Here is a 24,249-nt window from a genome sequence, read left to right on the forward strand (position 1 = left end):
AAAATGAGCTTTGAGGCGCTTATGTCTACGGACGCAGACACAATCACGGACGAACTCGTCGCCGGAATCGCGGATCGCATGGTCGAAGAAGGCCGGAAGGTGTCTCCAGTGACCATTTGGCCGGAGATTCCGGGCGGCTCGATCGTTGCCGTTGCGGCGGCTTTGCAGCGCTGGCGCGAAGTGCGACAGCCCTTCACGCCCCATGTGCAGGTTCAGGCCGGGCTGCCTGAGCACATCGCTGAAACCATGACGAGCGCCGCTGAGCGGCTCTGGATGGCCGCCCAAGGCGAAGCTGACCGGGCGGTCAGTCAGCACCTGAGTGCCGTGAATCAGCACCTCGACGCTGCCCGCGCGGAACGGGATGAGGCGCTTGCCGAGTATCAGAGGACGGTGGCGGAAGTCGAAACCGGGCGTGAGCGGCATATTGCGCTGACGAGCGCGCTGAGCAGCGCCGAGGATGCGTCCACGCGTCTCGCAGCGGAACTCGCAACAGCGACTGGCCGCGCCGAAGCTGCCGAGGCTCGCGTGGACGAACTGGCGCAGCATGTGTCGGCGGAAGAGGCCGCGTTGGAGCATACGAAGGCGGAACTCGACCAGGAACGCCACGCGCGTGAAGAGTTGGCCGCTGCTGCTGCCAGCCACAACGATCAGATCGCACAGATGAAGCAGGAGCTCGACGAGGCGCGGCAGGAGGTGACCTCGATAGGCTACGACTGTCAGGCGAAGTCGGCCGAAGCGGATAGAGCGTTGGAGGAGGCTAGCGAGGCTTCGGCACGCGCAGAAACGGCCACGGCGCAGATGAACGAGAGTCTCGCGCGGGGCGCCGGACTGGAGGCCGAGCGGGATGAGGCGCGCTTTGCGCTCGAAGCAGAGCGCCAGACGAGCGCGGCGCGGAGCGAAGAAGCGTTGATTCAGTTCGACGAATTGCAGCGTGTCGGCCGGGAACTGGAGGCGGCGCGGGAGCAGGTCAGCGCCATGACTGAGGCGCAGGCGGCTGTGAGCGCTGAGCTGGCTCAGGTTTCGCACGACGCGTCTGTCGCGAGGGATGAACTGGCTCGGGTCTCGCAGGATGCGTCTGCCGCGAAGGAGCGGGCGGATTTCGCGGAACAGCATGCGGTGACATTGCAGCAGCGCCTCGTAGAAGTCGAGCAGGCGAAGTCGGCCGAAGCTGAGCGATGGGCGCAGGAATCTAACGCGGCATCGTCGCGTGCAGAAGCCGCCACCGCGCAGGCGAACGAGAGCCTTACGCGGATTGCCGCGATCGAGGCGGAACTCGATGAGGCACGCACTGCGCTGGCAGCAGAGCATCAGGCGAGCGCAGCGCGGAGCGAGGAAGCGTCGGGGCAGTTCAACGAACTGCAGCGCGTTGGCCGGGAACTCGAGGAGGCGCGAATCGCGCTTGAAGCCGAGCGCCGGACAAGCGAAGAGCGGCGCGGCGAGGTGTCGATTCAGCGTGACGAACTGCAACGCATCACCCAGGAACTTGCGGCGGCGCGGGAGCAGGTCAGCGCCATGACTGGGGCGAACGCGGCCGCGACCGCTGAACTCGCCCACGTCGCGCAAGACGCGTCGGCCGCAAAGGAGCGGGCAGAGTTCGCCGAACAGCATGCGGTGACGTTGCAGCAGCGCCTCGCAGAAGTCGAGCAGGCGAAGTCCGCCGAAGCGGAGCGATGGTCGCAGGAATCCAGTGCGGCTTCATCACGCGCAGAAGCTGCTACGGCCCAGGTGAGCGAGAGCCTCGCGCGGATCGCCGCGACCGAGGCGGAACTCAGTGAGGCGCGCACTGCGCTCGCTGCCGAGCGCCAGACAAGCGCAGCGCGGGGTGAGGAAGCGTCGGGTCAGCTCAACGAACTGCAGCGCGTCAACCGAGAACTTGAGGAAGCGCGGATCGCGCTCGAAGCAGAGCGGCGGACAAACGCAGCGCGGAGCGGGGCAGCGTCGATTCAGCACGACGAACTGCAAAGCGTCACCCGAGAACTCGAGGCGGCGCGCGAGCAGGTCAGCGCCATGACTAAGGCGAAAGCGGCTGCGATCGCTGAACTGGCTCAGGTTTCGCAGGATGCGTCTACCGCGAAGGAGCGCGCAGAGGCCGCTGAACAACATGCGGCGACATTGGCGCAGCGCGTCGGAGAAGCCGAGAAGGCGCGCGCGGAAGAAGCGCGACGCAGCCATCAATTTGCCCTTCAAGCGGGCGACTCTGCGAAGGCGGAAGACGTCGCCGAGTTACAACGGCAGATATCGGCTCAGGCGAAAGCGCATGAGAAGGCCTTTAACGAGCTACGCACGATTGCCGAGCAGTGGGTCGAGCATGCTAAGGACCTGAAAGAACGACTCGCGTCGGCAAACGAGAAGCTATTGTTCATCGACTCGCGCAGCACAGGAGAAGTGGCGCTCATCCGGAAGCTCTCGTCTGAACTTGAACGGCTTAAGCCCGATAGTGAGTTGGTATCCCGGGACACGCAGCAAAAGCTGATCGGCGCGACGATGGCCGAGCGGCTTTCGCAGAAGGGTTATCGGTATGACCCGACGACGGCGGTTATGTCGAAGGTAGAGCGCTGATCTTCTGCAGACTATCGATACAGTCAGCCAACCCACCGAAGCCCACTAAAGCCCGCCGGATCCTTTGATCCGGCGTTCCGCACCGTCGTGCAGGCAAGTCATACTGCTTACCACTTATGCCGGAGTCCAACCACCGCTGAGACTTGCGACTTGGTGGTGGACGGCGAGAGCGAATAGATCTGCGCGTACTGCGCATCACCCGCCGCTTTCTGATAAATGCCGACTAGAAATAGATCGGTGCGCTTGCTAAGCAGATAGTCCACGCCGGTATTCACCTGATGCCATTTCGGACTGTTGTCCTGCGGGTGATATTGCCCGGTGGTGAAGATATACGCGGCGCCCAGAATGAGCTGCGGCGTCACGTAATCGGTCAACGAGACCTCAAAATTCTGCAGCGTCAGGCGCGACGTGTCGAGATAGTCGAATCGCGCGTTGGTATAAAGCAGCGACAGGTTCGCCGGCCCGAACGTGTAAGCGCCGCCGGCTCCAAACATCCTCTGCTTGCTGACGCCCGCGTTGGTCGCCGGATTCGTGATGAACGGTGACGTGAAGCCATAGTCGTTCACCACCGCGCCATTCGTGTTATTTGCGTCGTTCGGCGTATTGACCTGAAGGAACGCCAGGCCGGCTGACAGCGGGCCGTTGCGATACTGCACGCCGGCGCTATAGGCGTTGTTGTCAGAGAAGCCACCCGCCTTATTCGAGAAGCCGTAGAGCCCTTCGAACTGTAGACCTTTGTAGTCGATGCTCTTGTACTGGACCGCGTTGTTGATCCGGAACGTGTCGAACACGTTATCACTGTCGCCAATGTGCGCGCCGTACGCCGCGAACTGACAGGCCGACGAGAATACACACAGCGTTACCGCCTCGTCGTATTGACGGCCTAGCGTCACCGTTCCGAGGGTATCCGACGATAAGCCGACAAACGCCTGCCGGCCAAACTCACGGCCTCCCTGAGACAGTGCGCCAGTCGCCACGCTGTAGCCGCCTTCCAGCGTGAAGATGGCCTTCAGACCTCCACCCAGATCCTCTACGCCCTTCATCCCCCAGCGTGGCGTCTGCATCGGGCCGCTCGCGAATTGCCACGTCGCGTGGCCTTGCTTGTCGGCCCCTTTCTGGTTGTTCGCATAGACGATGCCGGTCGAGATCAGCCCGTACAGGGTCACGCTGCTTTGGGCGGATGCCGCCTGACAGAACAGGGCCATTGAAGCGAGAACAAAGATGCGTCGATTCATGATTTCCTTTGAATGGCTTGTTTTGGGAAAGTAAAAGCAAATACTTGAATCTGAATTGTTTTTAGGATGACGAAACAAAGCCATTGCGCAGCGAAGGCTTTGTGTCTCCGATGACCGTCTCAACTTTCTCGGGTGAATGGCCAGATCAGCAAGGCGTTCCCGCGCCGCGAAGGTCTGTCACTACCACTGGCTTTCGGTAATCGACCTGTACGGCGATACGAATCTGGTGCGATTGCTGGCGATTCTTGCGGAACAAAATTCGCGACAGCTAGCACCGAATTTGACCACCAGTGATCGAATTTTTAGCGCATCCAAGGCTTGGAGGTGCGCAAATCGCGCACGCTCGCACGTAATTTGTCTGATGTTTTGCGCAGAATGGGTGAGCTAATTTCGGCATCACTCATCTTCAAAATTGATGCTTGCGGGGACACTTTTGGCTCTTAATAATCGTTTGGACCGGCAGCACTGAGCGTTAGAGGACCGGCCCCTTGTATCCCAGGAAGGACCAACGGAGGAGATGATGTCAGTAATCAAAAATGCCGGACGTCGGCGTTTGCTGCGGATGACACTCGCGGCGGGCGGCATGGCTGCAACGGGCGCACTGCTTTCTGTGCGGGCCTTTGCGGGCGACAGGGCAACCGTCAACATGCAACTGGGCTGGGTTCCGGGCGGCAACCAGGTCGGTGAGGTGACGGCGAAGCGGCTCGGCTATTACGATCAGGAAGGAATCGATTTTCACATCCAGCCGGGCGGCCCGAACATTGACGGCGTCGCGATTGTCGCCTCGGGCCGATCCGAGGCCGGCGAGATTTCGTCGAGCCCGTCGATCATGCTCGCGGTCTCAGAAGGCTTGCCGATCAAATGCATTGCGGTCGGGCTGCAGCAGCATCCTTACAGTTTCTTTTCGCTCAAGAAGAATCCCGTGCGCACGCCGCACGACATGATTGGCAAGCGTATCGGTATCCAGTCGACGGGTATGGTGCTGCTCAAGGCGCTGCTTGCGAAGAACAAGATCCCGGAAAGCCAGGTCAACATCGTGCCGATCGGCGCCGACATGATGCCGCTTCTGAGTGGCCAGGTCGATGCTGTGACCGGTTGGCAAACCAACACCACGGCGCTCAAGGCGCTCGGGGCAGATCGCGTCGACCTGCGCCTGTGGGACACCGGCGTGCGCCTCTACGCGCTGCCGTACTACGCGAACACCGCAACACTCAAGGACCATCCCGACACCGTTGCGCGTTTCCTGCGCGCAACCGCGCGTGGCTGGCTCTACGCGAATGCGCATCGCGACCAGGCTGTCGATCTGCTCATCAAGGAATATCCGAATCTGAACCGCGCCGATGAGCGCGTCGCGATCGATTCGCTGATGGGCTACGCGTTCGATCAGACCACGCAGACCCAGGGCTGGGGCACGATGGAGGCGAAGGTCTGGGAAGAGCAGATCACGATGTACGGTCAGCTGGGCCAGTTCCAGAAAGGTCAGCCCAAGGTCGATGACGTGATGACGATGGACGTTCTCAACGCTACCCGTTCCTCTCGCCTCAAGGTGTAATCCATGCATGCTGCCACTATGAATCCGCCGCGCGCGGAAGGGTCCGGCTCGTCTGCCGACGCGCTGCGAGACACGAATCTGTCTATCAGTTGCCGCAATATCAATGTGCGCTTTTTCACCGACCGGCGCAGCGTCACGGCGATTGAAGGCTTGAGCCTTGACGTCGCCGCCGGGGAATTTCTCACGCTCCTCGGTCCCTCTGGCTGTGGGAAGTCGACGTTCCTGCGAGTCGTCGCGGACCTCATCAAGCCGAGCCGCGGCGAGATCAGCGTGCTCGGCGCGGCGCCCCGTGTCGCGCGTGAGCATCGGGACATCGGCTTCGTGTTTCAGGACGCGGCGTTGCTGCCGTGGCGCACGGCGATCCAGAACGTGCAGTTGCCGCTCGAAGTCGCGGGTGGCAAGGCACGTGCGGGCCGGGCGACACCGCGCGAACTGCTCGAACTTGTCGGCCTCAAAGGGCGCGAGGACGCCTACCCGCACGAAATGTCCGGCGGGATGCGCCAGCGTGTCGCGATTGCGCGAGCGCTCGTGAGCGACCCGAAAGTCCTGCTGATGGACGAGCCTTTTGGCGCGCTCGATGAAATCACGCGTGACCGTCTGAACGAAGAACTGCGCCGCGTCTGGAAAGAGATGGGTCTCACGACGCTCTTCGTCACCCACAGCATCTATGAAGCGGCCTTTCTCGGCCAGCGCGTGCTGATGCTGGCCGCCAATCCTGGACGTGTGAAGGAGATTGTCCCGGTTGGACTGCCGGAAGACCGCACGCTCGATATCCGCGAGACCCGTGAATTCGTCGAACTCGCTGCCTATCTGCGGCGCGTACTGGAGACCTGCTGATGACCACGTCCGAAATGCAATTGAACCTGTCGTCTCAAGCGGCGGACCCTGAAGCGCAAGCGTGGCTTGCGCAACGCCGCCAGCGCCTGTGGCGCGCGCGCCTCCTGCCGGTACTCGGCGTCGTGGGTTTGCTGTTCGCGTGGTGGGCAGTGGTGGCGGGCTTTCATGTGAAGCCGTTTATCGCGCCGTCGCCATTCCTGGTTCTGGAGACGCTGTTCAACAAGAGCGATGTGCTGCTGCAGAACCTGGTGCCGACGGCGATTGAGGCAGTGGGAGGCTTCCTGCTCGGCAACCTGGCGGCGATCCTGATCGCCACCGTCTTCGTGCACAACAAGACGCTGCAGGACATCTTCTATCCGGTCGCGGTGATGATCAACTCGATTCCGGTGGTCGCGAAGGCGCCGATTCTCGTCCTCATCATGGGCAATGGTCTTGAGCCGAAGATCACGATCGCGGCGATCGTCTGTTTCTTCCCGACGCTCGTGAACATGGTCCGCGGGCTGCAAGCGGTGAACCCGCAGGCGATGGAACTGATGCAGATCCTGTCGGCAAGCAAGCGCGAAATTTTCTTCAAGTTGCGCCTCTACGCTTCGCTGCCCTATCTCTTCTCCGCCTTGCGCATCGCTGCATCGATGTCGGTGATTGGCGCGGTGGTCGGCGAATGGATCGGCGCCACGCAAGGTATCGGCGCCATGATCATCCAGGCGACGTACAGCTTCGATTCAGCCCTGCTGTACACGGCAATCATCATGAGCGCAGTGCTGTCCGGCATGTTCTTCCTGGTGATCGCGATTATCGAACGCCTGGTGGTCAGATGGCAGCCCGAAAACACGCATTGAACCGAATACGAAATACCCGAATTCTCAGAGGAGACAAGTGAACATGATCAGCGATTTGATTCAGGAAAATGCACGCGATGTGCGCGTTGCGGCCAAGGCAAACGTCGTGGTGGTGGGCGGCGGTCCCGCAGGCCTGTCGGCAGCGATCGGAGCGGCGCGCAACGGCGCCGAGGTAATTCTGCTGGAGCGCTACAACCATCTGGGCGGCCTCGCTTCCGGCGGCATGGTGCTGGTACTCGACGACATGTGGGACAACCACTTACAGGAAATTTCGGTGCGCGGCGTTTGCATGACCTTCATCGAACGGATGGCGGCGCGCAAGCTGGCGGCGTTCCCGCGCTCGGACGAGTGGGGCGAGGATCCCGCCGCGTATCGCAAGTGGGGACGCTGGGGCACCTTCGACTTTCACAGCCAGAAGACGCCTCACCCCGTGTGCTTCGCCGCAGCGTTCGATCCGGACGGGATGAAGCGCGTCGCGCTGGAGATGGTGGAATCGCTCGGCATCAAGTTGCGTCTGCATTCATGGTTCTCGCGCACGCTGGTCGAAGACGGTCAGGTGAAGGGCGTGATCTGCGAGTCGAAGAGCGGTCGTGAAGCGATCCTTGCCGACGTGGTGATCGACGCGACGGGGGATCTCGATGTCGCGGCGTCGGCGGGCGTGCCGCATGTCGGCGGCACCTATATCACGACGACTGTGTTTCGACTGGGCGGCGTCGATACAGAGGCGGCCGAGCGTTTCGAAGCCGAAGAACCCGAGGCATTCGCGGCACTGGATCGTCAGATCAAGCGCATTCTCGGTGGCTCGTGGGGCTACTGGTGGCTGAAGACACCGTTGCCCGGCGTGGTGTGGTGCAACTGCCCGCACATGGCCGGTCTCGATGGCCTCAAGCCCGAAGACCTGACACGTGCGGAAGTGCAGGGCCGGAAGCACATTCACGCGGTGGTCGATTTCGTGCGCGAGAAGCTGCCTGGGTTCGAGCAGTGTTACGTGATCGATGTCGCGCCGCAAACCGGCGTGCGCCAGACGCGCCTGCTCGAAGGCGAGTATGTGATGACGAAGGATGATCTCGCCCAGCGTACCCGTTTCGACGACAGCATCGCGCGTGGCCGTGACTACTACATGCCGTATCGCGTGTTGCTGCCGAAGCAGATCGACAACCTGCTGGTTGCCGGTCGCCACTATTCGGCGACCTCGCAGGCGCAGAAGATGTCGCGTGAAATTCCGCCTTGCATGGCGATGGGCGAAGCCGCCGGTGTGGCTGCCGCGCTCGCGCTGGATGCGGGCGTGCGAGTGCGTGACGTCGACGTGCATGCGCTGCAGAAGACCTTGCGCACACAAGGCGCCGATCCGGGCGACCAGACCGGCCGCAATGCCGATGTCCCGTCGCTCGCCGCACACATCGAGAAGCGGGAGGCCGCATGAACGTCGCCAACCACGTTGCAAAGACACCTGACCTGCCGCTTGCCGGCGTGCGCGTAGTCGATCTCACGCAGGTGATGATGGGGCCGGTCTGCACACAGATGCTCGCCGATTACGGCGCCGACGTGATCAAGGTCGAGAGAAAGGGGGCGGGCGACTTGAGCCGCTCGACGTTCGAGCCGGTGGCCGGCGCGGACAATCCGATCTTCTGCAGTCTTAATCGCAACAAGCGCAGCGTGGCGCTCGACCTGCGCGACGCGCAGCAACTGGCTGATCTGAAGGCGCTGATCGCGGACGCAGACGTGGTCGTCAGCAATTTCCGCGCAGGCGTGATGGACCGTATGGGCGTCGGCTACGAAGACTGCCGCCGATTGAATCCGCGGATCATTTACGCGGTCGGCACGGGCTTCGGCGAAACCGGACCGTATGCGCACAAGGGTGGCCAGGACGTACTCGCCCAGGCGATGAGCGGTGTGATGGCGCGCCGCGCGGATGAGTCGCTGCCGATTTCCGTGTACCCGACAGCGCTCGCCGACTATTCGGCGGGCATGCACATGGTGCAGGGCATCCTGCTCGCGTTGCTGCATCGTGAACGCACGGGCGAGGGGCAGAAGGTCAACGTGTCGCTGTACAACTCGATGCTCGCGATGCAGATGCAGGAAGCCGCCATGATCATGATGGCCGATTCGGAAGTGAACTGGGCCGCGATGCCGCTCTCGGGTGTCTTCGATACCCAGGATGGCGCACTGGTACTCGTCGGTGCGTTCAAGGCGAATCCGCTGCGCGACATCTGTACCGCGCTGCAGATCGACGACCTGTCGCTCGATGCGCGCTTTTGCAATCTCAATCAGCAGTTCGTTCACAAGACCGAATTGCAGCGGATTTTCCGGGAACGCTTTGCGAGCAACACGCGCGATTTCTGGCTCGCCCGCCTCGAAGAGCAAGACCTGCTGTGTGCACCGGTGCGCGATCTGCGTGAAGCGCTCGTCGACCCTCAGACGCTGCATAACCAGCTGATTCTGGAAGGCGAGGGCGAAGGCCAGCCGGTCCGTTTCATCGGCAGCCCGATCGAGCTTTCGCTGGCGCCGGTTGGCTTGCGGCGCGGACCGCCGCGCCTCGGCCAGCATACCGAAGAGGTCCTGCAACAATTGCGCGGCAAGGTCGCGACGGAGGCTGTATGAGCGTACGTCTTGTCATCGACCGGCACGTTGCCACGGTGACGCTGGCGCGGCCGGAAGCACTCAACGCCGTGGACCTTGCCACCGAAGCGGAACTGCAACGCGTGTGGAGCGAGCTCGAGCGGAACCGCGATGTGCGGGTCGTGGTCCTGACGGGCGAGGGCGAGCGTGCGTTCTGCGTCGGCGCGGACCTGAAAAATCCGTCGGTGAGCGGTCTCGAGTACTGGGCGGCGCCGCGCCCAGGCGGCTTTGGTGGCATTGCGCTTCGCGAGACGCTGAACGTGCCGGTTATCGCGCGGGTCAACGGTTATGCACTGGGTGGCGGCTTCGAAATGGTGCTGGGGTGCGATCTTGTGGTTGCCTGCGATGAAGCGAGCTTCGGGCTGCCCGAGGCGCTCGTCGGGCGCATGCCGCTTGACGGCGGCATGACCCTGCTGCAACGCCAGATCCCGTACCGCCAGGCGATGGCGATGCTGATGACCGGCCGCCGCGTCTCGGCACGCGAGGGACTCGAGATGGGCCTCGTCAACGAAGTCGTGCCGCGTGCTGAACTGGACGCTGCCGTCGAGCGTTGGGTTCAGGCGCTGCTCGCGTGCGCGCCGCTGTCGCTGCAGGCGATCAAGCAGGTGGTCAAGCGCACCTCCACACTCTCGCCAGCGGACGCACAGGCACTGCGACTGCCCGCCCTGGTGGCCGCGCTGGAATCCGAGGACGCGAATGAAGGCGTGCGCGCGTTCCAGGAGAAGCGCAAGCCGGTCTGGAGTGGACACTGATGGCCTACGTCATCACGTCGCCCTGCATCGACGTCAAAGATGGGGCGTGTGTGCAATGTTGCCCGGTTGACTGTATCTACGAAGGCGGGCGCACGCTCTACATCCACCCTGAGGAGTGCATCAACTGCGGGGTGTGTGTATCGGTGTGCCCGACCGAAGCGATCTTTCACGATGAAGAACTCCCGCAATCGGAGGCCATCTTCGCCGCCGTGAACCGGGATTTCTTCGGGCCGGAAGCGAGTGCGCTCGGTTCCCCGGGTGGCGCATGTGACGTCGGCAAGGTAGCCTGCGATCATCCCGTGGTCGCCGCCTGGACGGTGCGGCCGATGAACTGAGAAAACACGATGCATGCGAATGTCCTGAAGTATTTTGTCGAAGTGGCTCGGTGCAGTTCGATCCGCAAGGCCGCGCAGAACCTCTATGTCGCGTCGAGCGCGGTCAACCGGCAGATCCTGAAGCTCGAAGCCGAGATGGGGACCGAACTGTTCGACCGGTTGCCGAACGGCATCCGCCTGAACGCGGCCGGTGAGCGGATGCTGCAACACATTCGCGCGACGCTGAACGACTTCCACTTGATGCGCAGCGAACTTGACGACCTGAAGGGCGAACGCAAGGGGCACGTCTCGGTCGTGGCAATGGATTCGCTTTTCGTCGACTTTCTGCCGGCGACCGTCGAAGAGTTTTCGGACGCTTATCCGGCCGTCACTTATTCGATCGCGGCGGTGCCGCCTCACGACGTACCGACGCGGCTCGTGAGTGGCGAGTATGACGTCGGCATTACATACATCACAAAGCTGCCCGCCGGACTCGATGTTGTGACGGAGGTATCGTTGCCGCCGGGTGTGGTGATGGCATCGTCGCATCCGCTAGCGAAGACGGAGCGCATCAGCTTCGACGAATGCCGCAATCACGCGTTTCTGCGGCTCGAAGGACGATCGCCGATTCAGGGCGTTGTGACGACCGACTTTCCAGAGTATTGGGAGTCGCTGCAGCCGAGCGTCACCTGCAACTCGACGACGCTGCTCAAGCGGCTAATTGCGTCAGGGCGGGGCATTTCGTTTTTTTCCAAACTGGCTTTCCTCGACGAACTGGCGCGCGGTGACGTGGTATGGAGACCGCTCGACGACGTGAACGTCAATGCGCTCACCGTCGGCATCATCACACCCAACCAGCGTGCGTTACCTCACGTGACGCTGGAGTTCGTCGAACGCATTGTGCGGCGCCTGAGGCATGTCGAATTGGCGTTGCGCGACGCGTGATTTTCAACTAACAGGAACACAACGTGGTCACATCAGGCTATACCGATACCCGTCTTCTGATCAACGGCGAGTGGTGCGACGCCGCCAGCGGCAAAACCCTCGACGTCATCAATCCCGCCACTGGCAAGCCCATCGGCAAGGTGGCTCACGCCGGTATCCCTGATCTGGATCGCGCGCTGGCCGCCGCACAACGCGGTTTCGAAGCCTGGCGCAAGATTCCGGCCAACGAACGCGCCACCACCATGCGCAAGGCCGCCGCGCTGGTGCGCGAACGGGCCTCCGACATCGCCCGCCTGATGACGCAGGAACAGGGCAAGCCGTTCGCCGAGGCGCGCGTCGAAGTGCTGTCCGCGGCAGACATCATCGAATGGTTCGCCGACGAAGGCCGCCGCGTCTACGGTCGGGTCGTCCCGCCGCGCAATCTGGCGGTGCAGCAAACGGTGCTCAAGGAGCCGATCGGCCCGGTGGCGGCCTTCACGCCGTGGAATTTCCCGGTCAATCAGGTTGTGCGCAAGCTGAGCGCGGCGCTCGCGTGCGGCTGCTCATTCCTCGTCAAGGCACCGGAAGAAACCCCGGCGTCGCCGGCGGCGCTGCTGCAGGCGTTCGTTGAGGCCGGCGTGCCGGCCGGTACGGTCGGCCTCGTGTTCGGCGATCCGGCGGAGATTTCCAGCTACCTGATTGCGCATCCGGTGATCCGCAAGGTCACGTTCACCGGCTCGACGCCGGTCGGCAAGCAGCTGGCCGCGCTGGCCGGCACGCACATGAAGCGCGCGACGATGGAACTGGGCGGTCATGCGCCTGTGATCGTGGCGGAAGACGCCGACGTGGCGCTGGCCATCAAGGCCGCGGGCGCCGCGAAGTTCCGCAACGCGGGCCAGGTCTGCATCTCGCCGACGCGCTTTCTGGTGCACAACAGCGTCCGCGAGGAGTTCGCCGCGGCGCTCGTCAAGCATGCTGAAGGCCTCAAGCTCGGCGACGGTCTGGCGGAAGGCACAACGATCGGACCGCTCGCCAATGCGCGCCGTCTGACCGCGATGAGCAAGGTGCTCGACGACGCGCGCAAAACCGGCGCGAAGGTCGAGACGGGCGGCGAACGCGTGGGCTCGGAGGGCAACTTCTTCGCGCCGACCGTGCTGACCAACGTGTCGCTCGACTCGGACGTGTTCAACAACGAGCCGTTCGGCCCGATCGCCGCGATCCGCGGTTTCGACACGCTCGAAGAAGCGATCGCCGAGGCGAACCGTCTGCCGTTTGGTCTCGCGGGTTACGCGTTCACGAAGTCATTCCGCAACGTGCATCTGCTGTCGCAACAGATGGAAGTCGGCATGCTGTGGATCAACCAGCCCGCCACGCCCTGGCCGGAAATGCCGTTTGGCGGCGTGAAGGATTCGGGCTATGGGTCGGAAGGGGGTCCGGAAGCCATGGAGGGCTATCTGGTCACCAAGTCGGTTTCGGTCATGGCTGTGTAGCCTCGACTGGGCGTTTCTTTCACGTTCTTTGCGGCTCGGCTGCCGGCGATACCTGCGTGCTATGGTCTGTCCGGAATTGAGAAACGGGCATTCAATACTGACGGACGCGGGGAATGGAACGGTTCTTTATGCGGCGCGCCAGCGCCGTGATTATGTTGCTATATCACCGCCGCGGCTGGCATGGAAAGATTGCGACCGCCGCGAGCGACAACGTCGAAAGCGAAATGCTCGAAATCGAATTGATAGATCGGCTGGTGCTCGACGTTCGCGCGGGCCGGATTCGTACATTCGAACTGACCGATCCAAAAGCTGTTGAAGTGAACGTCATTGACTAACGGCTGGTTGAAGGCACTTATCACACTGGGTTCCGCATTGCATTGGCGCAATGCGGAGCACGGTTAGAAACGATACCCGATGGAAACATAAGAAATGATCGGGTTCAGCTTGAGCTTCGTGCTACTGGTCACCGTTCCTACCTGGGACTTGGTAGTCAGCGTGGCACGCGTCGACAACTGCATATACGACAGCGAGACATCGACCGACCAGTGCTTGTCGATGTTATAGGCAAAGCCGGCATTGATGACCGGTGCAAACGAGTTGCTCAACTTCGCGGTTGTCGTCCCCTCCAGCGCGGTGCCATAGGTTTGCGAATACAAAAAACTGCCGCTCGATACCGCTGAACTCAATTTAACTCCGCTATACCACACGTACGATGCGCCCGCGCCAACGTAAGGACGGAAGCGACTCTTTGCATCGTTGAAGTAATACTTCAGGAGCAGCGTCGGGCTCCATTCGTAAGCGGAGCCGATCTGCCCAAGCGCGGAGAGCGACCCGGTGCCGGTTAAATGGAACTTCGGTGGTATGCCGAGCACGGCGGTCGTGGCAATGTGATCGGTGATGAAATAGGTGGCCGTGAGACCGAAGGTGTCCGAATCATCTACTGTCGCGCCCGTGCCGGTCTCGGTTACGCTCGTGCCAAGCGCGTTTACCGTCAGCGGTTTGCTCGAGTCCTGCGGCGCGAGATGAAACCAGCCGAAGCCTGCAACGATATCGCCGGCGCTCTGCGCGTGGGCGGCCGTACTCACTAACAATGCGGCAGCCACGCCGAATGCCTTTATCTGCTTCATCTTATCTCCTCTGTCTTTACTGTTTTTGCTGATAGGCAGTGCTGATTCTATGCGTACGTCCGTGCTATTTGCGATCTGTTCTGTCGAATGTGACCTCTGAAATTTGGTAAGGATTTAGCGCGCGGTCGATTCAGATATTGAGTACGTGTGACTACTTTTAGCGGGCGTAAGAAAGCCAAAAGCCCGCTGGTTAGAGCGGGCCTCCGGTTGCCTTTTTGGAAGAAATGCACTGTGCCTCAGCGCATTAAAATTAACACGCTGAGGTGGGTTTATTTAACAGTAGAAGAAACGTTATACGCAAGGATGATGGCGAAGATATCGATGTCGATTTGCTTCCCTTTCCTTACTGGTTTGATGCGGCACGGCGGCCACGATGGCTGATGTCAGCCTCGCGCACCTGTTGAAAAACTGTCGAATGATCACCACACGATTCGCGTTTTTGGAAGTGCCGCCTTGAGATCGTCGACGTTCCTGGCCTGGGTGCCATACAGAACGAGTTCTCGCAGGCCAGTGAGTCCCTTCAGCGCGTCGACGTCTTCGACAGGGGTGTTCGCAAGGTAGAGTTCCTGCAAACCGGTCAAACCTCGCAGTGGATCGATGTTTCGAACCCTGGTACGAAAGAGATTGAGCATTCGCAGGCTTTTCAGGTCTGTCAGCGCCTCGATGTTCTCGACCCGGGTGTCGGCGAGATTGAGCCTTTGCAGACGGGTGAGCCCCTTCAATGCATCGATGTTCGTCACTTGCGTGCGAGCGAGCACCAGCGTGTTCAGCTGGAGCATGCCCTGCGCCGCGTCGATATCATCGACCTTCGAGCCGTCCAGCACGAGCGTCCTGAGCGAGGACATTCCTTTTAGTGCGTCGATGTCTCGTAGCGGCGTGTTTGCTAGATAGAGCGCTTGAAGACCGGGGAGCTTTTTCAACGCACTGATGCTGTCGACCTGGGTTTCGTTGAGGTCGAGTGTCTGCAAGGCGGCGAGCTGGCTGAGCGCGTCGACGTTCCGGACGTTCCTCGCACCCCCGAGTTTGAGCGTTTCCAGATGAGGCAAATCTTCGAGCGGATTGAGATCGCGAACCTGTGTATCCCGCAGGTCGAGTTCTCGCAGATCGCGCAGGTTCTTGAGCGCGTCGAGATTCGAGACGCGGGTATCCCAGAGGTTCAGCGATTGCAGACCGGTCAGCCCTTTTAGCGCGGCGATGTTTTCGACTTCGGTGCGATGGAGTACGAGCCTTTTCAGCGAATGCATTTCCTTCAGGGCGTCGATGTTCCAGACGGGCGTGTCCGTCAGGTCAAGCGATTCAAGATCGTCCAGTCCCTTCAGCGAATCGAGGTTATCGATCTGGGTGCCTCCCAGATTCAGTTCAATCTTGCGGTCGGAATTCTTTAGATGTGGCAAAGCGGCCGCGACCTGAGACGCCGTCATTGTCGGTTTCGCCCGCAACGCCAGGCATTCCGAGTCGGGTGTGGCTGTCGACGTGTTGCTGTCGTTGCAGGTGCCTTTGATGAATCCCAGTTCGCTCAGCGCCCGTTCGTCCGGGCTCTTGCGGAACGGGTTGAAGATCAGCAGCAAAATGCCGAGCAACAGCACAATTGCGCCGCCGATGGCCCATGGTTTGATGATTCGCGGCAAGGACGGATTCGGACCTTCAGCGCTTGAGTTCGTGGTTGACGGCGGGGTTTCGGGCACGGCGGGCTCACGTAGTACAGGCTTCCTCCTTTATACACGAAGAGCGGGGCGCGTTCCGCCCAGGCAACGTCGCGCTTCGCGCGACCCGTGGACCAGGCTTGTGTTGCATACTTAAGTGAATCACATCACCGGATACATCGACATGGTTGCGGACCTTGCACACTCGTGGTTGACCTGCAGCGCACCTGTGGCCGCTGCGCAGGCCGCCGGCCGCCCGCTTGTGGCGCTGGAATCGACCATCATCGCTCACGGCATGCCCTATCCAGAGAACGTTCGCACTGCGCGCGAAGTGGAGGCCTTGATCCGTGACCTGGGCGCTGAGCCCGCGACTATTGCACTGATCGGCGGGCGAATCCGCATCGGCCTTTCGGACGACGAACTGGAACTGCTCGGCCGCTCGGGCCAGGTACACAAGGTCAGCCGCCGCGACTTGCCGGCAGTGCTGGCCGACGGCGGGCTTGGCGCCACGACAGTGGCTGGCACGATGATATGTGCCGCTCTCGCCGGTATCGAGGTCTTCGTTACCGGAGGCATTGGCGGTGTGCACCGGGGCGCGCCCGAAACCTTCGACATTTCGGCCGACCTGCAGGAACTGGCAAAGACCTCGGTGGCGGTGGTCTGTGCCGGTGCGAAGTCCATCCTGGACATCGGGCTCACGTTGGAATACCTGGAAACACACGGCGTGCCGGTGCTCAGTTGCGAGCAAGACAATTTCGCTGCGTTTTACACGCGCGACAGCGGTTTTCGCGCGGACTTCAGGCTGGACGACGCGCCACAGCAGGCACGCTTCATCCGCACCAAATGGGACTTGGGCCTGGTGGGCGGCGTGGTGTTGAGCACGCCGGTGCCAGAAGCGGCAGCGATGAGCTTCGAAGAGATCGACGCGCTGACTCAGCAGGCGCTCGCCGAGGCCACTGCGAAAGGAATCACCGGCAAGGCCGTGACACCCTTCCTGCTAGCTCGCATCAAGGCACTGACGAGTGGACGCAGCCTGGCAACAAACATCGCGCTCGTGAAACACAATGCCGAGGTGGGGGCAAGGCTGGCACTGGCGTTGGCACACGCAGGGCGCGGGGCGGCCGCGGCGTAGCGGCCTGAATGTCGATTCCTTTGCGCAGGTTGGAAATTCCGTTTTAGCTAAACGGATCTGACTCGGGTAGTCCCACATAGCATCTCTCTGCCAACGTTCAGCTTTCTCCAAGGCGGCCGTTGGAAGCTATGCTTTCCACCTCCTCATCCAATTAGAACAGTAGCTGCGTGATCACGCGCCGAGGCCAGATTATCCCTGGCGATTGTGCTGTCAATCGCCGACCGGGAGACCTATAACATAGCTGTAGCACGGTCCTGGATAACGGACCTACCGTCCTTGTCGCCGACGCATCTATTGCGCACCGTCCTGCATCGCCCGGTACCCCCCCGCGCTATTTTTCTACTGGTGGCCTCAATGTAACAACGGAGGCTATGGCGATGTACGTGGAGTGGAGGTGATATGCAACTCGTCATTGCGTTGCCGATAGTGGCCGCGGCATTCATGTATAGCACGCTTGCGAACGCCTACTCGCAAGAAGAGGTCAATGTCTTTGCGCCGACAGATAGCGAAGTCGCAGCCCAGAAACTGGTCGTCGGCCCCATGAACGCCAAGAATGCCGAAATCCGGGTGGACAACCATGCGGGTGGAGCAATGCCAAACCAGCACGCCACTGGCCCTGAAACCACGGGGACAAAGCAGCTACCTGCGCCAGAGACTGCGAAGTAAAGAGTACTACGCTCTAACGTCACGCGACATCGGCGCGTGCATCATCGTTCACGTGCCCGTTCAATCATTTTTGTGAATGTAGCTATGGACCTCCGTCATTGCCAGCGCGAGTCGTCGGTCCTGGGGAAGCGTGATGTAATGCCAGTAGGGAAAGAGGGCGGTGACGCGCCTCATCAGTGCCGGCGGTATCAGGGCAAGCTGTTCCTGAATTACCCCCTGTTCGAAGAATCTCGTTCGCGCCGAGTCGAAGCTCCGACATATCTTCCTCCGCTTCGCATGCCACCGCGCGAAGACAATGGGCGTGAAGAACGCTCTTGTAGAGGATAGGTCATAGCTCGCAAATGAAGTCCTAGCCGTATATGCAAGCATTGAAAATATTCGGCTTTGGCCGCGTGGCACTACGTTTCGGCGCTTAAATGTGGGAAATATCTGGACAGATGCTAATGCGGACATTGGTCTGCCGATTAACTCAAGAAGGCAGTCATCTCCTGAGCGAGCAACCGTGGCGGCCAACTGGGCAAGACGAAGGTCGCCGCCTCTCACGAACGTTTTCCCGTCTGTCCCGACGACCGACTCAGGGCGACCCCGAGCGGCCTGTCGGGCTGGCGGGAGTCAATGGCGGTTTCCTGGGTGCTTCGGACGCCTCACGTGCCGACCGGCTCGGCGGTCGTCATGATACCGTTCTCAAATCCGCTTCCGGATCCGTTATAGAGCAGATAGATTGGCTTGTCCCCGCTGAGAAGATTCAGCGTGTTTTGGAAATCTTCCAGGTGGTAGTACAGATTGACGCTTCCCACGCTCATTCCGTCAGCGGGCAATGTTTTTCCATCTGCTTCGAAGATGAGTTGGCCGACAAACTTCCCGCCGCTCTTCAGCCAGATTCGAGGCGGAAAGGTGTTTGATGAATACATAACCTCATACTGATCGATCGTGGTGGTGGCCATTACTGTGCTCCTTTCTGCCGTTGTTGAGATTGGAGCGCCGAAACGAGTGGCGAGATGCACTCCTGGAGATAAGACGGGTACCGCGAGCGGATTTTGCAGCGGAGGGACAGCGGATCTGGCGCTCCGAACGTCCGTTCCCCAAGACACAGACGACATCGGAACGTCAGCGCTTGAAGCGCAGCCTACCGGCCGTAGATGGCTGACCTCTGCCGATAAAGGATGGCCGTTTTTAAACAGTGGGCGGGTGTATTCTGCGGTCGTATGCACGCCATTTCGCCGACGTCGGCGCTCATTGTTTGGAGAAGCGATGAACATCAGCGCACACAATCCTGGCACTCCAACCTGTCAACTGGTGCAAGCTGGCCCACAGTTCGAGGGGAAGCAGGGGCTGACCTATGCGGTAGGTATCTCAGCTGAAAGCGTGGGATCGAAGCATGTGCATCTTCAGCTGGCAACAATTCCGCCGGCTGCCCGCGCAAAAGCGCATCTCCATGCGGAGCATGAGACGGCCATCTATCAGCTGAGCGGCATCTCGGGGTGCTGGTATGGCGAACGATTGGAGTGCCATGCGATGGTTCGGGCCGGAGATTTCTTCTACATCCCCGCAGGGATGCCGCATGTTCCGTACAACGCGAGCGCGGATGAGCCTTGCGTCGCGGTAATCGCCCGAACCGATTCCAACGAACAGGAGAGCGTCACGATGCGGCCGGATCTTGATGCCTTACCTGACTGGTCGAGCGTTCTGCCTTCACCGCTCTGATTGAGCTGAGTGCAAGGGAGCAGTTACGCCATGACGCGTCACCATGTCGTGGCTGAACAGGACACGCGAGCATCGGAAACTGCACATGCCGTTTGAAGGCATGCGGCCCAGTTCGACCCTGAACAGCCCTTTATGAAGACGTCTCCACGGTCAGCAATGGCATTCATAGCGGTCACCGAGTGGCGATTGCCTTAAGCGTTGCGGTCGATTGGTCCGCCTGTAACCCCTGCAACAGCTAAGCGTCGGAGCGCTTCAGTCGCATCGAAACCGAGAAGCGCTCAGCCGGATGGACGCTTATCGACACCTCAAAGGTTTCCCCCGCGGAGTCGAGGTAGCGCCGCACAATCTCAAGCGCCGCAGTCCCCTTATCGACTTTCAGCCTTTCCGCCATCTCTTGCGAAATCAGCGCGGCGTGCACGTCCTGCTGGATCTCCGCGATGCAACGACCATAACGCGCTTCGATTAACGAACTGATAAGCGCGTCCGGTTGAGCTCGCGCTGCATCTGCGACTTCCGCGTAAGCCGGGTCGATATATACGTCGGTCCAACCGACCGGCGGACTCTCTCTGTCGCCGTCGATGCGCAGGCTCGAAACACGCAGCCATCGCGCACCATCTGCACATTTCAGCGTTTTGGCGAGCTTGCCGCTTGCGAAGATCTCCTTCGTCGATTGCACCAGACGCAGGTGCTCGGAGCCGAACTGAACGAGATCGTCCACCGATGCGAGCGACGGCCGAAACTCGTTCTTCGGCTGCGCCGATTCGACGCGCGTTCCCGCGTTCTTGCGCCGCGACACGAACCCCAACTGCTGCAATTCATGCAGCGCTGCGCGAACCGTATGCCGGCTCGTCTGATAGTGGTCGCGCAGTTCAAGTTCGGTGGGCAGGTACGAACCGACCGGATAGCGGCCGGACGCAATGCCCTCAGTCAAGTCGCGAGCGATGTCGGCGAAGTGCGGTCTGTTCATTTTTGGGTGGCGATGCAGTCAATTTATCAGGGCTAGGGTAAATCATAGCTTGCTCAACATGTCCGAACATATTAATTTGATATGTCCGGACATATCGTCGATTTTCGCGAATTGCCCCAGCCCTTTTTAAACCGGTTTCCTGCACTTCCAAGAGGTCGTCATGACAAGTCGCACTATCCCTATGGCCAGCACTGTGGTCGATTCAATCCTGTTTCGCGACGCCTTCGGCACGGCGAAGATGCGTGCGCTGTTCTCCGACTACGCGCTCGTGCAGCGCTATATCGACGTGGAAGTCGCGCTGGCCAAGGCTGAAGCGCGCGTCGGCGTGATTCCGGCCGACGCGGCGGAAGTGATCGCCCGTGAGTCGACGATCGAGCGGATCGATTTCGATCACATGCGTGAGGAGACAGACATTGTGGGTTATCCGATTCTGCCGCTCGTTCACCAGCTCGTCGGCATGTGCGGCGAAGCGGGCCGCTACGTCCATTGGGGCGCGACGACACAAGACATCATGGATACGGCGGTCTCGCTGCAGGTGCGCGATGCGCTCGATGTGATCGACAGCGACATACGCGAACTGCGCGCGATTCTGGTCGATCTTGCAAAGAAACACCGCGATACGCCGATGGCGGGCCGCACACATTTGCAGCAGGCGCTGCCCGTCACGTTTGGCTACAAGGTCGCGATCTGGCTCGCGATGTTCGACCGGCATCAACAACGCCTCGCCGAGCTGCGTCCGAGGGTGGCCGTCGTCGAATTCGCAGGGGCCGCGGGCACACTGGCCTCGCTTGGCGACAAAGGTTTCGAGGTTCAGAAGGCGCTCGCCGATGAACTGAAGCTCGGCGTACCCACAACCACGTGGCACGTGGCGCGCGATGGTTTCGCCGAAGCGGTCAACCTGCTCGCGCTCGTGACCGGCTCGCTCGGCAAGATCGCGCTCGACATCATGATCATGGCGTCGACGGAGTTCGCCGAAGTGTACGAGCCGTTCGTCAAGGGGCGCGGTGCAAGCAGCACCATGCCCCAAAAGCGCAATCCGATTTCCAGCGAACTGATGCTGGCCGCGGCAAAAGCGGTGCGTCAGCACGCGGGTCTGATGGTCGACGCAATGATCCAGGATTTCGAGCGTGCCACGGGCCCATGGCACGCGGAATGGATTGCGATTCCCGAGAGCTTCATCCTTTCGGCTGGTGCGCTGCATCAGGCGAAGTTCGCGCTCGGGGGATTGATCGTCGACACCGAACGCATGAAACACAACCTGGGCATCACCAGGGGGTTGATCGTCGCGGAGGCGGTCATGATGGGGATGGCGCCGTTCACCGGCCGCCAGCAGGCTCACGATATCGTCTACGACGCCTGCCGTACCGTGAACGAGAAAGGCGGCACGCTCGCCGAAGCGCTAGCGGCGCTGCCCGAAGTCACCACGCACTTCGACCGCGCGGCGATCGATCGGATGACCGATCCAGCCAACTATCTCGGCCTCGCGCCGCAAATGGTTGATCGCGCCGTCGAATTGTCCAGCGGCATCTGAGTGAAAGACGTGGAGGAGCACACATCATGAACAACGATAGCGCATCAAACGAAACGCCGGACGTTCCGCCGCCCGGAAGGCTGCCGTGGTACCGCAAGCTGGGCATGCAGGTTCTGGTCGGGCTGATCCTCGGGATTGCCGTCGGTCTGATTTTCCCGAAGATGGGTGGGCAGCTTAAGGTACTGGGGGACATCTTCCTGTCGCTTATCAAGGCCGGTGTTGCGCCGCTGGTGTTTCTCACCATCGTGCACGGCATCGCGTCGGCGGGTGACGTCAAGAGCGCGGGCCGCGTGGGATGGCGCTCGATCGTCTATTTCGAAGTGGTGTCGACCATTGCCTTGATAGTCGGCCTGCTGGCGGGCAATTTGCTGCAAACCGGAAAAGGCATGACGGCCGTCGCCGTCGGAGCGGCACCGCCGGTGGTTGCAAAGATGGAGTCACAAGGCTTCGTCGCGTTTGTCATGCACATCGTGCCGGACAACTTCATCGGCGCGTTCGTGAAGGGAGAACTGCTGCAGGTGGTGGTGCTGGCTGTGATGGTCGGTATCGGGATACTTGCGATTCCTGAACGCCGTCGCGTCAGGATCAATGAGGGACTCGATCTGGTTTCCGAAGTCCTGTTCTCGTTCATCAACCTGGTGATGAAGCTGGCGCCGCTCGGCACCTTCGGCGCCGTCGCTTATTCGGTGGGTAGCAACGGTACTGCTGTGCTGATTGCGCTTGCCCAGCTCGTTTTCAGTTTCTATGCGGTTGTGATCCTGTTCATCGTCGTGGTTATGGGAATCATCGCGAAGCTGGCAGGTTTTAGTCTGTGGCGCTTCCTGCGCTATATCAAGGACGAAATCTTTATCGTGCTGGGTACGGCGTCGTCCGAGAGCGCGCTGCCGCGCCTTTTGATCAAGCTTGAACGGCTCGGCTGCGCGAAGCAGACGGTCGGTCTCGTGTTGCCTACCGGCTATGCGTTCAATCTCGACGGCACATCGCTCTTCATGTCGATGGGCGTGCTGTTCATCGCTCATGCGTATGGCGTGCCAATTACGCTGCAGCATCAGGTCGGCCTACTCCTGTTGATGCTGTTGACCTCCAAGGGTGCGGCCACGGTGTCAGGCGGATCATTTGTGGTGTTTGCGGCGACGGTGACGTCGACCGGCATCCTGCCCGTTGAAGGGGTCGCGGTGATATTCGGTGTGTACCGCTTCATGTCAATGGCGATCGCCACCTGCAACACGATCGGCAACAGCCTCGCTACGGTCGTGATTGCAAAGTGGTCGCATACGTTCGACGCGCAGGTCGCCCAGCGTCATTTTTATCCGGAGCGCTACCCGGCCACCGCGCAGGCAGACGAAAGTCTTGCTGACGGTAACTTGCTGCCCGAGGACACGAGCGACGCGAATCCGCACCCTGGCGGCATCTCTATGAAAAGTGCGGGCACAGCGCGATGATCTGTTCCGCTTGGCCTTCGGCGCCCAGTCGGAGGCCTGCCGATTCAGCGCCGTATCAGAGGCTGCCGGACTGTCACTGATGTAGGCTGCGATTGTCCGCTCTGCCCGTTGGGGCGGCGTAGCGGAGGCTGTTTGGCGTTACACCCATTGCATGACCGGCCTGCCCGAACTCCATCCTCCGGCCTTCAAGGAAAGCGTGGAGCCGGGACGCAGTATCTTGTGCCCTCTCTCGCCCACGTGTGTCCTCCGGCAGCCGCCCGAGCGAAAACACAGGTATGTCCTCTGTCGTCACGACGTAAGCGCTGAACCGCGGGCCCCAGAGCTGCACAAGGAACGGGTGCTCCCACGTCGTCGGACCAGCGCCGGCAATCCGTGCATGGATCGACAACAGCGCCGCGCGCGGCATGGAATCTTGCAATCCGCACCACGCAGCCCGGTGCAGTGATGTTGTCCCCATCGGCAGGCGTTCATCGAGCGACCCGGCGCGCCGCCTGAAACTCAGGATTTGTGATCGTGAGAGCGTAAGTCGATAATTTGCCACGCAGTACCTCAGCAACCAGTTAAGTGTTCGTGCAACACGCAGGTCCGACGATTGTCATACGATCTGATGGGTAGTGTCTAATGACCGAAACTGGCCGAGGCCGTGTGAAACGCATGTTGAATGAGGTTGTCAAAGAAATCGGCCTTTCAGATCGCGCTGTATTGGCTTGCCGGCGACTTGGGAAGGGTAAAATGACACCCGAAAACCGAGTACTTTTGCGTTTTCACACAGCCTCGGCCGAACTCAGCCCGATGATGACCGGCGCAGAACGACTCTCTCCGGACCTTCAACCCGGGCTGACCGCTACGGCTGCTTTGATGTGTTTAACGGCCATCCCCAGTACACAGCCTTTTCCATTGCGAACTCTCTGAGGGG

Annotated in this window: 21 protein-coding genes; 16 read left to right on the forward strand and 5 right to left on the reverse strand. The window is 60.8% G+C overall.

The window, feature by feature from the left end; genetic code table 11:
* The first annotated feature begins 21 nt into the window (after positions 1-21).
* Positions 22-2,559, forward strand: coding sequence for a DNA-binding protein (locus PQQ86_RS22465; RefSeq protein WP_408271798.1), 2,538 nt, complete (start codon positions 22-24; stop codon positions 2,557-2,559).
* A gap of 107 nt (positions 2,560-2,666) precedes the next feature.
* On the opposite strand, the gene PQQ86_RS22470 is transcribed toward PQQ86_RS22465, so the two are convergent.
* On the reverse strand, positions 2,667-3,794 hold the full coding sequence (locus PQQ86_RS22470; protein ID WP_408271801.1) for a porin: 1,128 nt from the start codon (positions 3,792-3,794) through the stop codon (positions 2,667-2,669).
* A 520-nt stretch (positions 3,795-4,314) separates the two neighbouring features.
* Between PQQ86_RS22470 and PQQ86_RS22475 the strand changes: the two genes are divergently transcribed.
* The 10 genes from PQQ86_RS22475 (at position 4,315) to PQQ86_RS22520 (ending at position 13,456) form a co-directional block, all read left to right on the forward strand.
* The gene (locus tag PQQ86_RS22475; protein ID WP_408271804.1) at positions 4,315-5,346 is read left to right on the forward strand and encodes an ABC transporter substrate-binding protein; all 1,032 of its coding nucleotides are present in this window, start codon (positions 4,315-4,317) and stop codon (positions 5,344-5,346) included.
* Positions 5,347-5,349: 3 nt separating this feature from the next.
* Positions 5,350-6,183, forward strand: a complete 834-nt coding sequence (locus PQQ86_RS22480; protein WP_408271807.1) for an ABC transporter ATP-binding protein — start codon at positions 5,350-5,352, stop codon at positions 6,181-6,183.
* Entirely contained in the window at positions 6,183-7,022 is an 840-nt protein-coding gene (locus PQQ86_RS22485) for an ABC transporter permease (RefSeq protein WP_408271810.1), read from the forward strand. The genes PQQ86_RS22480 and PQQ86_RS22485 overlap by 1 nt, the downstream gene beginning before the upstream one ends.
* 37 nt (positions 7,023-7,059) lie before the next feature.
* Positions 7,060-8,445 (forward strand): FAD-dependent oxidoreductase, encoded by a 1,386-nt coding sequence (locus PQQ86_RS22490; RefSeq protein ID WP_408271813.1) that lies wholly within the window; start codon positions 7,060-7,062, stop codon positions 8,443-8,445.
* The gene (locus PQQ86_RS22495) at positions 8,442-9,623 is read left to right on the forward strand and encodes a CaiB/BaiF CoA transferase family protein (protein WP_408271816.1); all 1,182 of its coding nucleotides are present in this window, start codon (positions 8,442-8,444) and stop codon (positions 9,621-9,623) included. Before PQQ86_RS22490 ends, PQQ86_RS22495 begins: the two co-directional genes overlap by 4 nt.
* Positions 9,620-10,393 carry an enoyl-CoA hydratase-related protein gene (locus tag PQQ86_RS22500; protein WP_408271819.1) on the forward strand — a complete coding sequence of 258 codons (774 nt, stop codon included), beginning with the start codon at positions 9,620-9,622 and terminating at the stop codon, positions 10,391-10,393. The genes PQQ86_RS22495 and PQQ86_RS22500 overlap by 4 nt, the downstream gene beginning before the upstream one ends.
* Positions 10,393-10,728, forward strand: a complete 336-nt coding sequence (fdxA, locus tag PQQ86_RS22505) for a ferredoxin (protein WP_097395489.1) — start codon at positions 10,393-10,395, stop codon at positions 10,726-10,728. The genes PQQ86_RS22500 and fdxA overlap by 1 nt, the downstream gene beginning before the upstream one ends.
* A gap of 9 nt (positions 10,729-10,737) precedes the next feature.
* A complete protein-coding gene (locus PQQ86_RS22510) occupies positions 10,738-11,652 on the forward strand; it encodes a LysR family transcriptional regulator (protein WP_408271823.1) in 915 nt (304 codons plus the stop codon).
* A gap of 23 nt (positions 11,653-11,675) precedes the next feature.
* Positions 11,676-13,121 (forward strand): NAD-dependent succinate-semialdehyde dehydrogenase, encoded by a 1,446-nt coding sequence (locus PQQ86_RS22515; protein ID WP_408271826.1) that lies wholly within the window; start codon positions 11,676-11,678, stop codon positions 13,119-13,121.
* Between the two features lie 128 nt (positions 13,122-13,249).
* Positions 13,250-13,456, forward strand: coding sequence for a hypothetical protein (locus tag PQQ86_RS22520; protein WP_408271828.1), 207 nt, complete (start codon positions 13,250-13,252; stop codon positions 13,454-13,456).
* Between the two features lie 63 nt (positions 13,457-13,519).
* On the opposite strand, the gene PQQ86_RS22525 is transcribed toward PQQ86_RS22520, so the two are convergent.
* The gene (locus PQQ86_RS22525; RefSeq protein ID WP_408271830.1) at positions 13,520-14,248 is read right to left on the reverse strand and encodes an OmpW/AlkL family protein; all 729 of its coding nucleotides are present in this window, start codon (positions 14,246-14,248) and stop codon (positions 13,520-13,522) included.
* Between the two features lie 419 nt (positions 14,249-14,667).
* Positions 14,668-15,933, reverse strand: coding sequence for a leucine-rich repeat domain-containing protein (locus tag PQQ86_RS22530; protein ID WP_408271832.1), 1,266 nt, complete (start codon positions 15,931-15,933; stop codon positions 14,668-14,670).
* A 142-nt stretch (positions 15,934-16,075) separates the two neighbouring features.
* Here PQQ86_RS22530 and PQQ86_RS22535 point away from each other — a divergent pair, with 142 nt between their 5' ends.
* Together PQQ86_RS22535 and PQQ86_RS22540 are read left to right on the forward strand one after the other, a co-directional pair.
* On the forward strand, positions 16,076-17,023 hold the full coding sequence (locus PQQ86_RS22535) for a pseudouridine-5'-phosphate glycosidase (RefSeq protein WP_408279303.1): 948 nt from the start codon (positions 16,076-16,078) through the stop codon (positions 17,021-17,023).
* 399 nt (positions 17,024-17,422) lie between these two features.
* A complete protein-coding gene (locus PQQ86_RS22540) occupies positions 17,423-17,689 on the forward strand; it encodes a hypothetical protein (RefSeq protein WP_408271835.1) in 267 nt (88 codons plus the stop codon).
* 644 nt (positions 17,690-18,333) lie between these two features.
* Here the strand turns inward: PQQ86_RS22540 and PQQ86_RS22545 are convergent.
* Positions 18,334-18,633 carry a hypothetical protein gene (locus PQQ86_RS22545; protein ID WP_408271838.1) on the reverse strand — a complete coding sequence of 100 codons (300 nt, stop codon included), beginning with the start codon at positions 18,631-18,633 and terminating at the stop codon, positions 18,334-18,336.
* Positions 18,634-18,940: 307 nt separating this feature from the next.
* On the opposite strand from PQQ86_RS22545, the gene PQQ86_RS22550 reads away from it, so the two are divergent.
* Positions 18,941-19,393, forward strand: coding sequence for a cupin domain-containing protein (locus PQQ86_RS22550; protein WP_408271840.1), 453 nt, complete (start codon positions 18,941-18,943; stop codon positions 19,391-19,393).
* A 235-nt stretch (positions 19,394-19,628) separates the two neighbouring features.
* On the opposite strand, the gene PQQ86_RS22555 is transcribed toward PQQ86_RS22550, so the two are convergent.
* Entirely contained in the window at positions 19,629-20,360 is a 732-nt protein-coding gene (locus tag PQQ86_RS22555; RefSeq protein WP_408271843.1) for a GntR family transcriptional regulator, read from the reverse strand.
* A 160-nt stretch (positions 20,361-20,520) separates the two neighbouring features.
* Here PQQ86_RS22555 and PQQ86_RS22560 point away from each other — a divergent pair, with 160 nt between their 5' ends.
* Positions 20,521-21,891 (forward strand): class-II fumarase/aspartase family protein, encoded by a 1,371-nt coding sequence (locus tag PQQ86_RS22560; protein ID WP_408271846.1) that lies wholly within the window; start codon positions 20,521-20,523, stop codon positions 21,889-21,891.
* Positions 21,892-21,917: 26 nt separating this feature from the next.
* Positions 21,918-23,333 (forward strand): cation:dicarboxylate symporter family transporter, encoded by a 1,416-nt coding sequence (locus PQQ86_RS22565; RefSeq protein ID WP_408271849.1) that lies wholly within the window; start codon positions 21,918-21,920, stop codon positions 23,331-23,333.
* Positions 23,334-24,249 lie beyond the last annotated feature (916 nt).

The organism is Paraburkholderia sediminicola (genome assembly GCF_046026675.1).
Taxonomy (GTDB): domain Bacteria; phylum Pseudomonadota; class Gammaproteobacteria; order Burkholderiales; family Burkholderiaceae; genus Paraburkholderia; species Paraburkholderia sediminicola_F.

What these genes read in the sequence shown, in the direction of transcription:
- PQQ86_RS22470 (WP_408271801.1), bottom strand. Translation starts at nt 3,794, where the DNA reads ATGAATCGACGCATCTTTGTTCTCGCTTCAATGGCCCTGTTCTGTCAG.
- PQQ86_RS22555 (WP_408271843.1), bottom strand. Translation starts at nt 20,360, where the DNA reads ATGAACAGACCGCACTTCGCCGACATCGCTCGCGACTTGACTGAGGGC.
- PQQ86_RS22495 (WP_408271816.1), top strand. Translation starts at nt 8,442, where the DNA reads ATGAACGTCGCCAACCACGTTGCAAAGACACCTGACCTGCCGCTTGCC.
- PQQ86_RS22465 (WP_408271798.1), top strand. Translation starts at nt 22, where the DNA reads ATGTCTACGGACGCAGACACAATCACGGACGAACTCGTCGCCGGAATC.
- PQQ86_RS22540 (WP_408271835.1), top strand. Translation starts at nt 17,423, where the DNA reads ATGCAACTCGTCATTGCGTTGCCGATAGTGGCCGCGGCATTCATGTAT.
- PQQ86_RS22550 (WP_408271840.1), top strand. Translation starts at nt 18,941, where the DNA reads ATGAACATCAGCGCACACAATCCTGGCACTCCAACCTGTCAACTGGTG.
- PQQ86_RS22500 (WP_408271819.1), top strand. Translation starts at nt 9,620, where the DNA reads ATGAGCGTACGTCTTGTCATCGACCGGCACGTTGCCACGGTGACGCTG.
- PQQ86_RS22510 (WP_408271823.1), top strand. Translation starts at nt 10,738, where the DNA reads ATGCATGCGAATGTCCTGAAGTATTTTGTCGAAGTGGCTCGGTGCAGT.
- fdxA (WP_097395489.1), top strand. Translation starts at nt 10,393, where the DNA reads ATGGCCTACGTCATCACGTCGCCCTGCATCGACGTCAAAGATGGGGCG.
- PQQ86_RS22535 (WP_408279303.1), top strand. Translation starts at nt 16,076, where the DNA reads ATGGTTGCGGACCTTGCACACTCGTGGTTGACCTGCAGCGCACCTGTG.
- PQQ86_RS22565 (WP_408271849.1), top strand. Translation starts at nt 21,918, where the DNA reads ATGAACAACGATAGCGCATCAAACGAAACGCCGGACGTTCCGCCGCCC.
- PQQ86_RS22525 (WP_408271830.1), bottom strand. Translation starts at nt 14,248, where the DNA reads ATGAAGCAGATAAAGGCATTCGGCGTGGCTGCCGCATTGTTAGTGAGT.
- PQQ86_RS22475 (WP_408271804.1), top strand. Translation starts at nt 4,315, where the DNA reads ATGTCAGTAATCAAAAATGCCGGACGTCGGCGTTTGCTGCGGATGACA.
- PQQ86_RS22560 (WP_408271846.1), top strand. Translation starts at nt 20,521, where the DNA reads ATGACAAGTCGCACTATCCCTATGGCCAGCACTGTGGTCGATTCAATC.
- PQQ86_RS22485 (WP_408271810.1), top strand. Translation starts at nt 6,183, where the DNA reads ATGACCACGTCCGAAATGCAATTGAACCTGTCGTCTCAAGCGGCGGAC.
- PQQ86_RS22545 (WP_408271838.1), bottom strand. Translation starts at nt 18,633, where the DNA reads ATGGCCACCACCACGATCGATCAGTATGAGGTTATGTATTCATCAAAC.
- PQQ86_RS22480 (WP_408271807.1), top strand. Translation starts at nt 5,350, where the DNA reads ATGCATGCTGCCACTATGAATCCGCCGCGCGCGGAAGGGTCCGGCTCG.
- PQQ86_RS22520 (WP_408271828.1), top strand. Translation starts at nt 13,250, where the DNA reads ATGCGGCGCGCCAGCGCCGTGATTATGTTGCTATATCACCGCCGCGGC.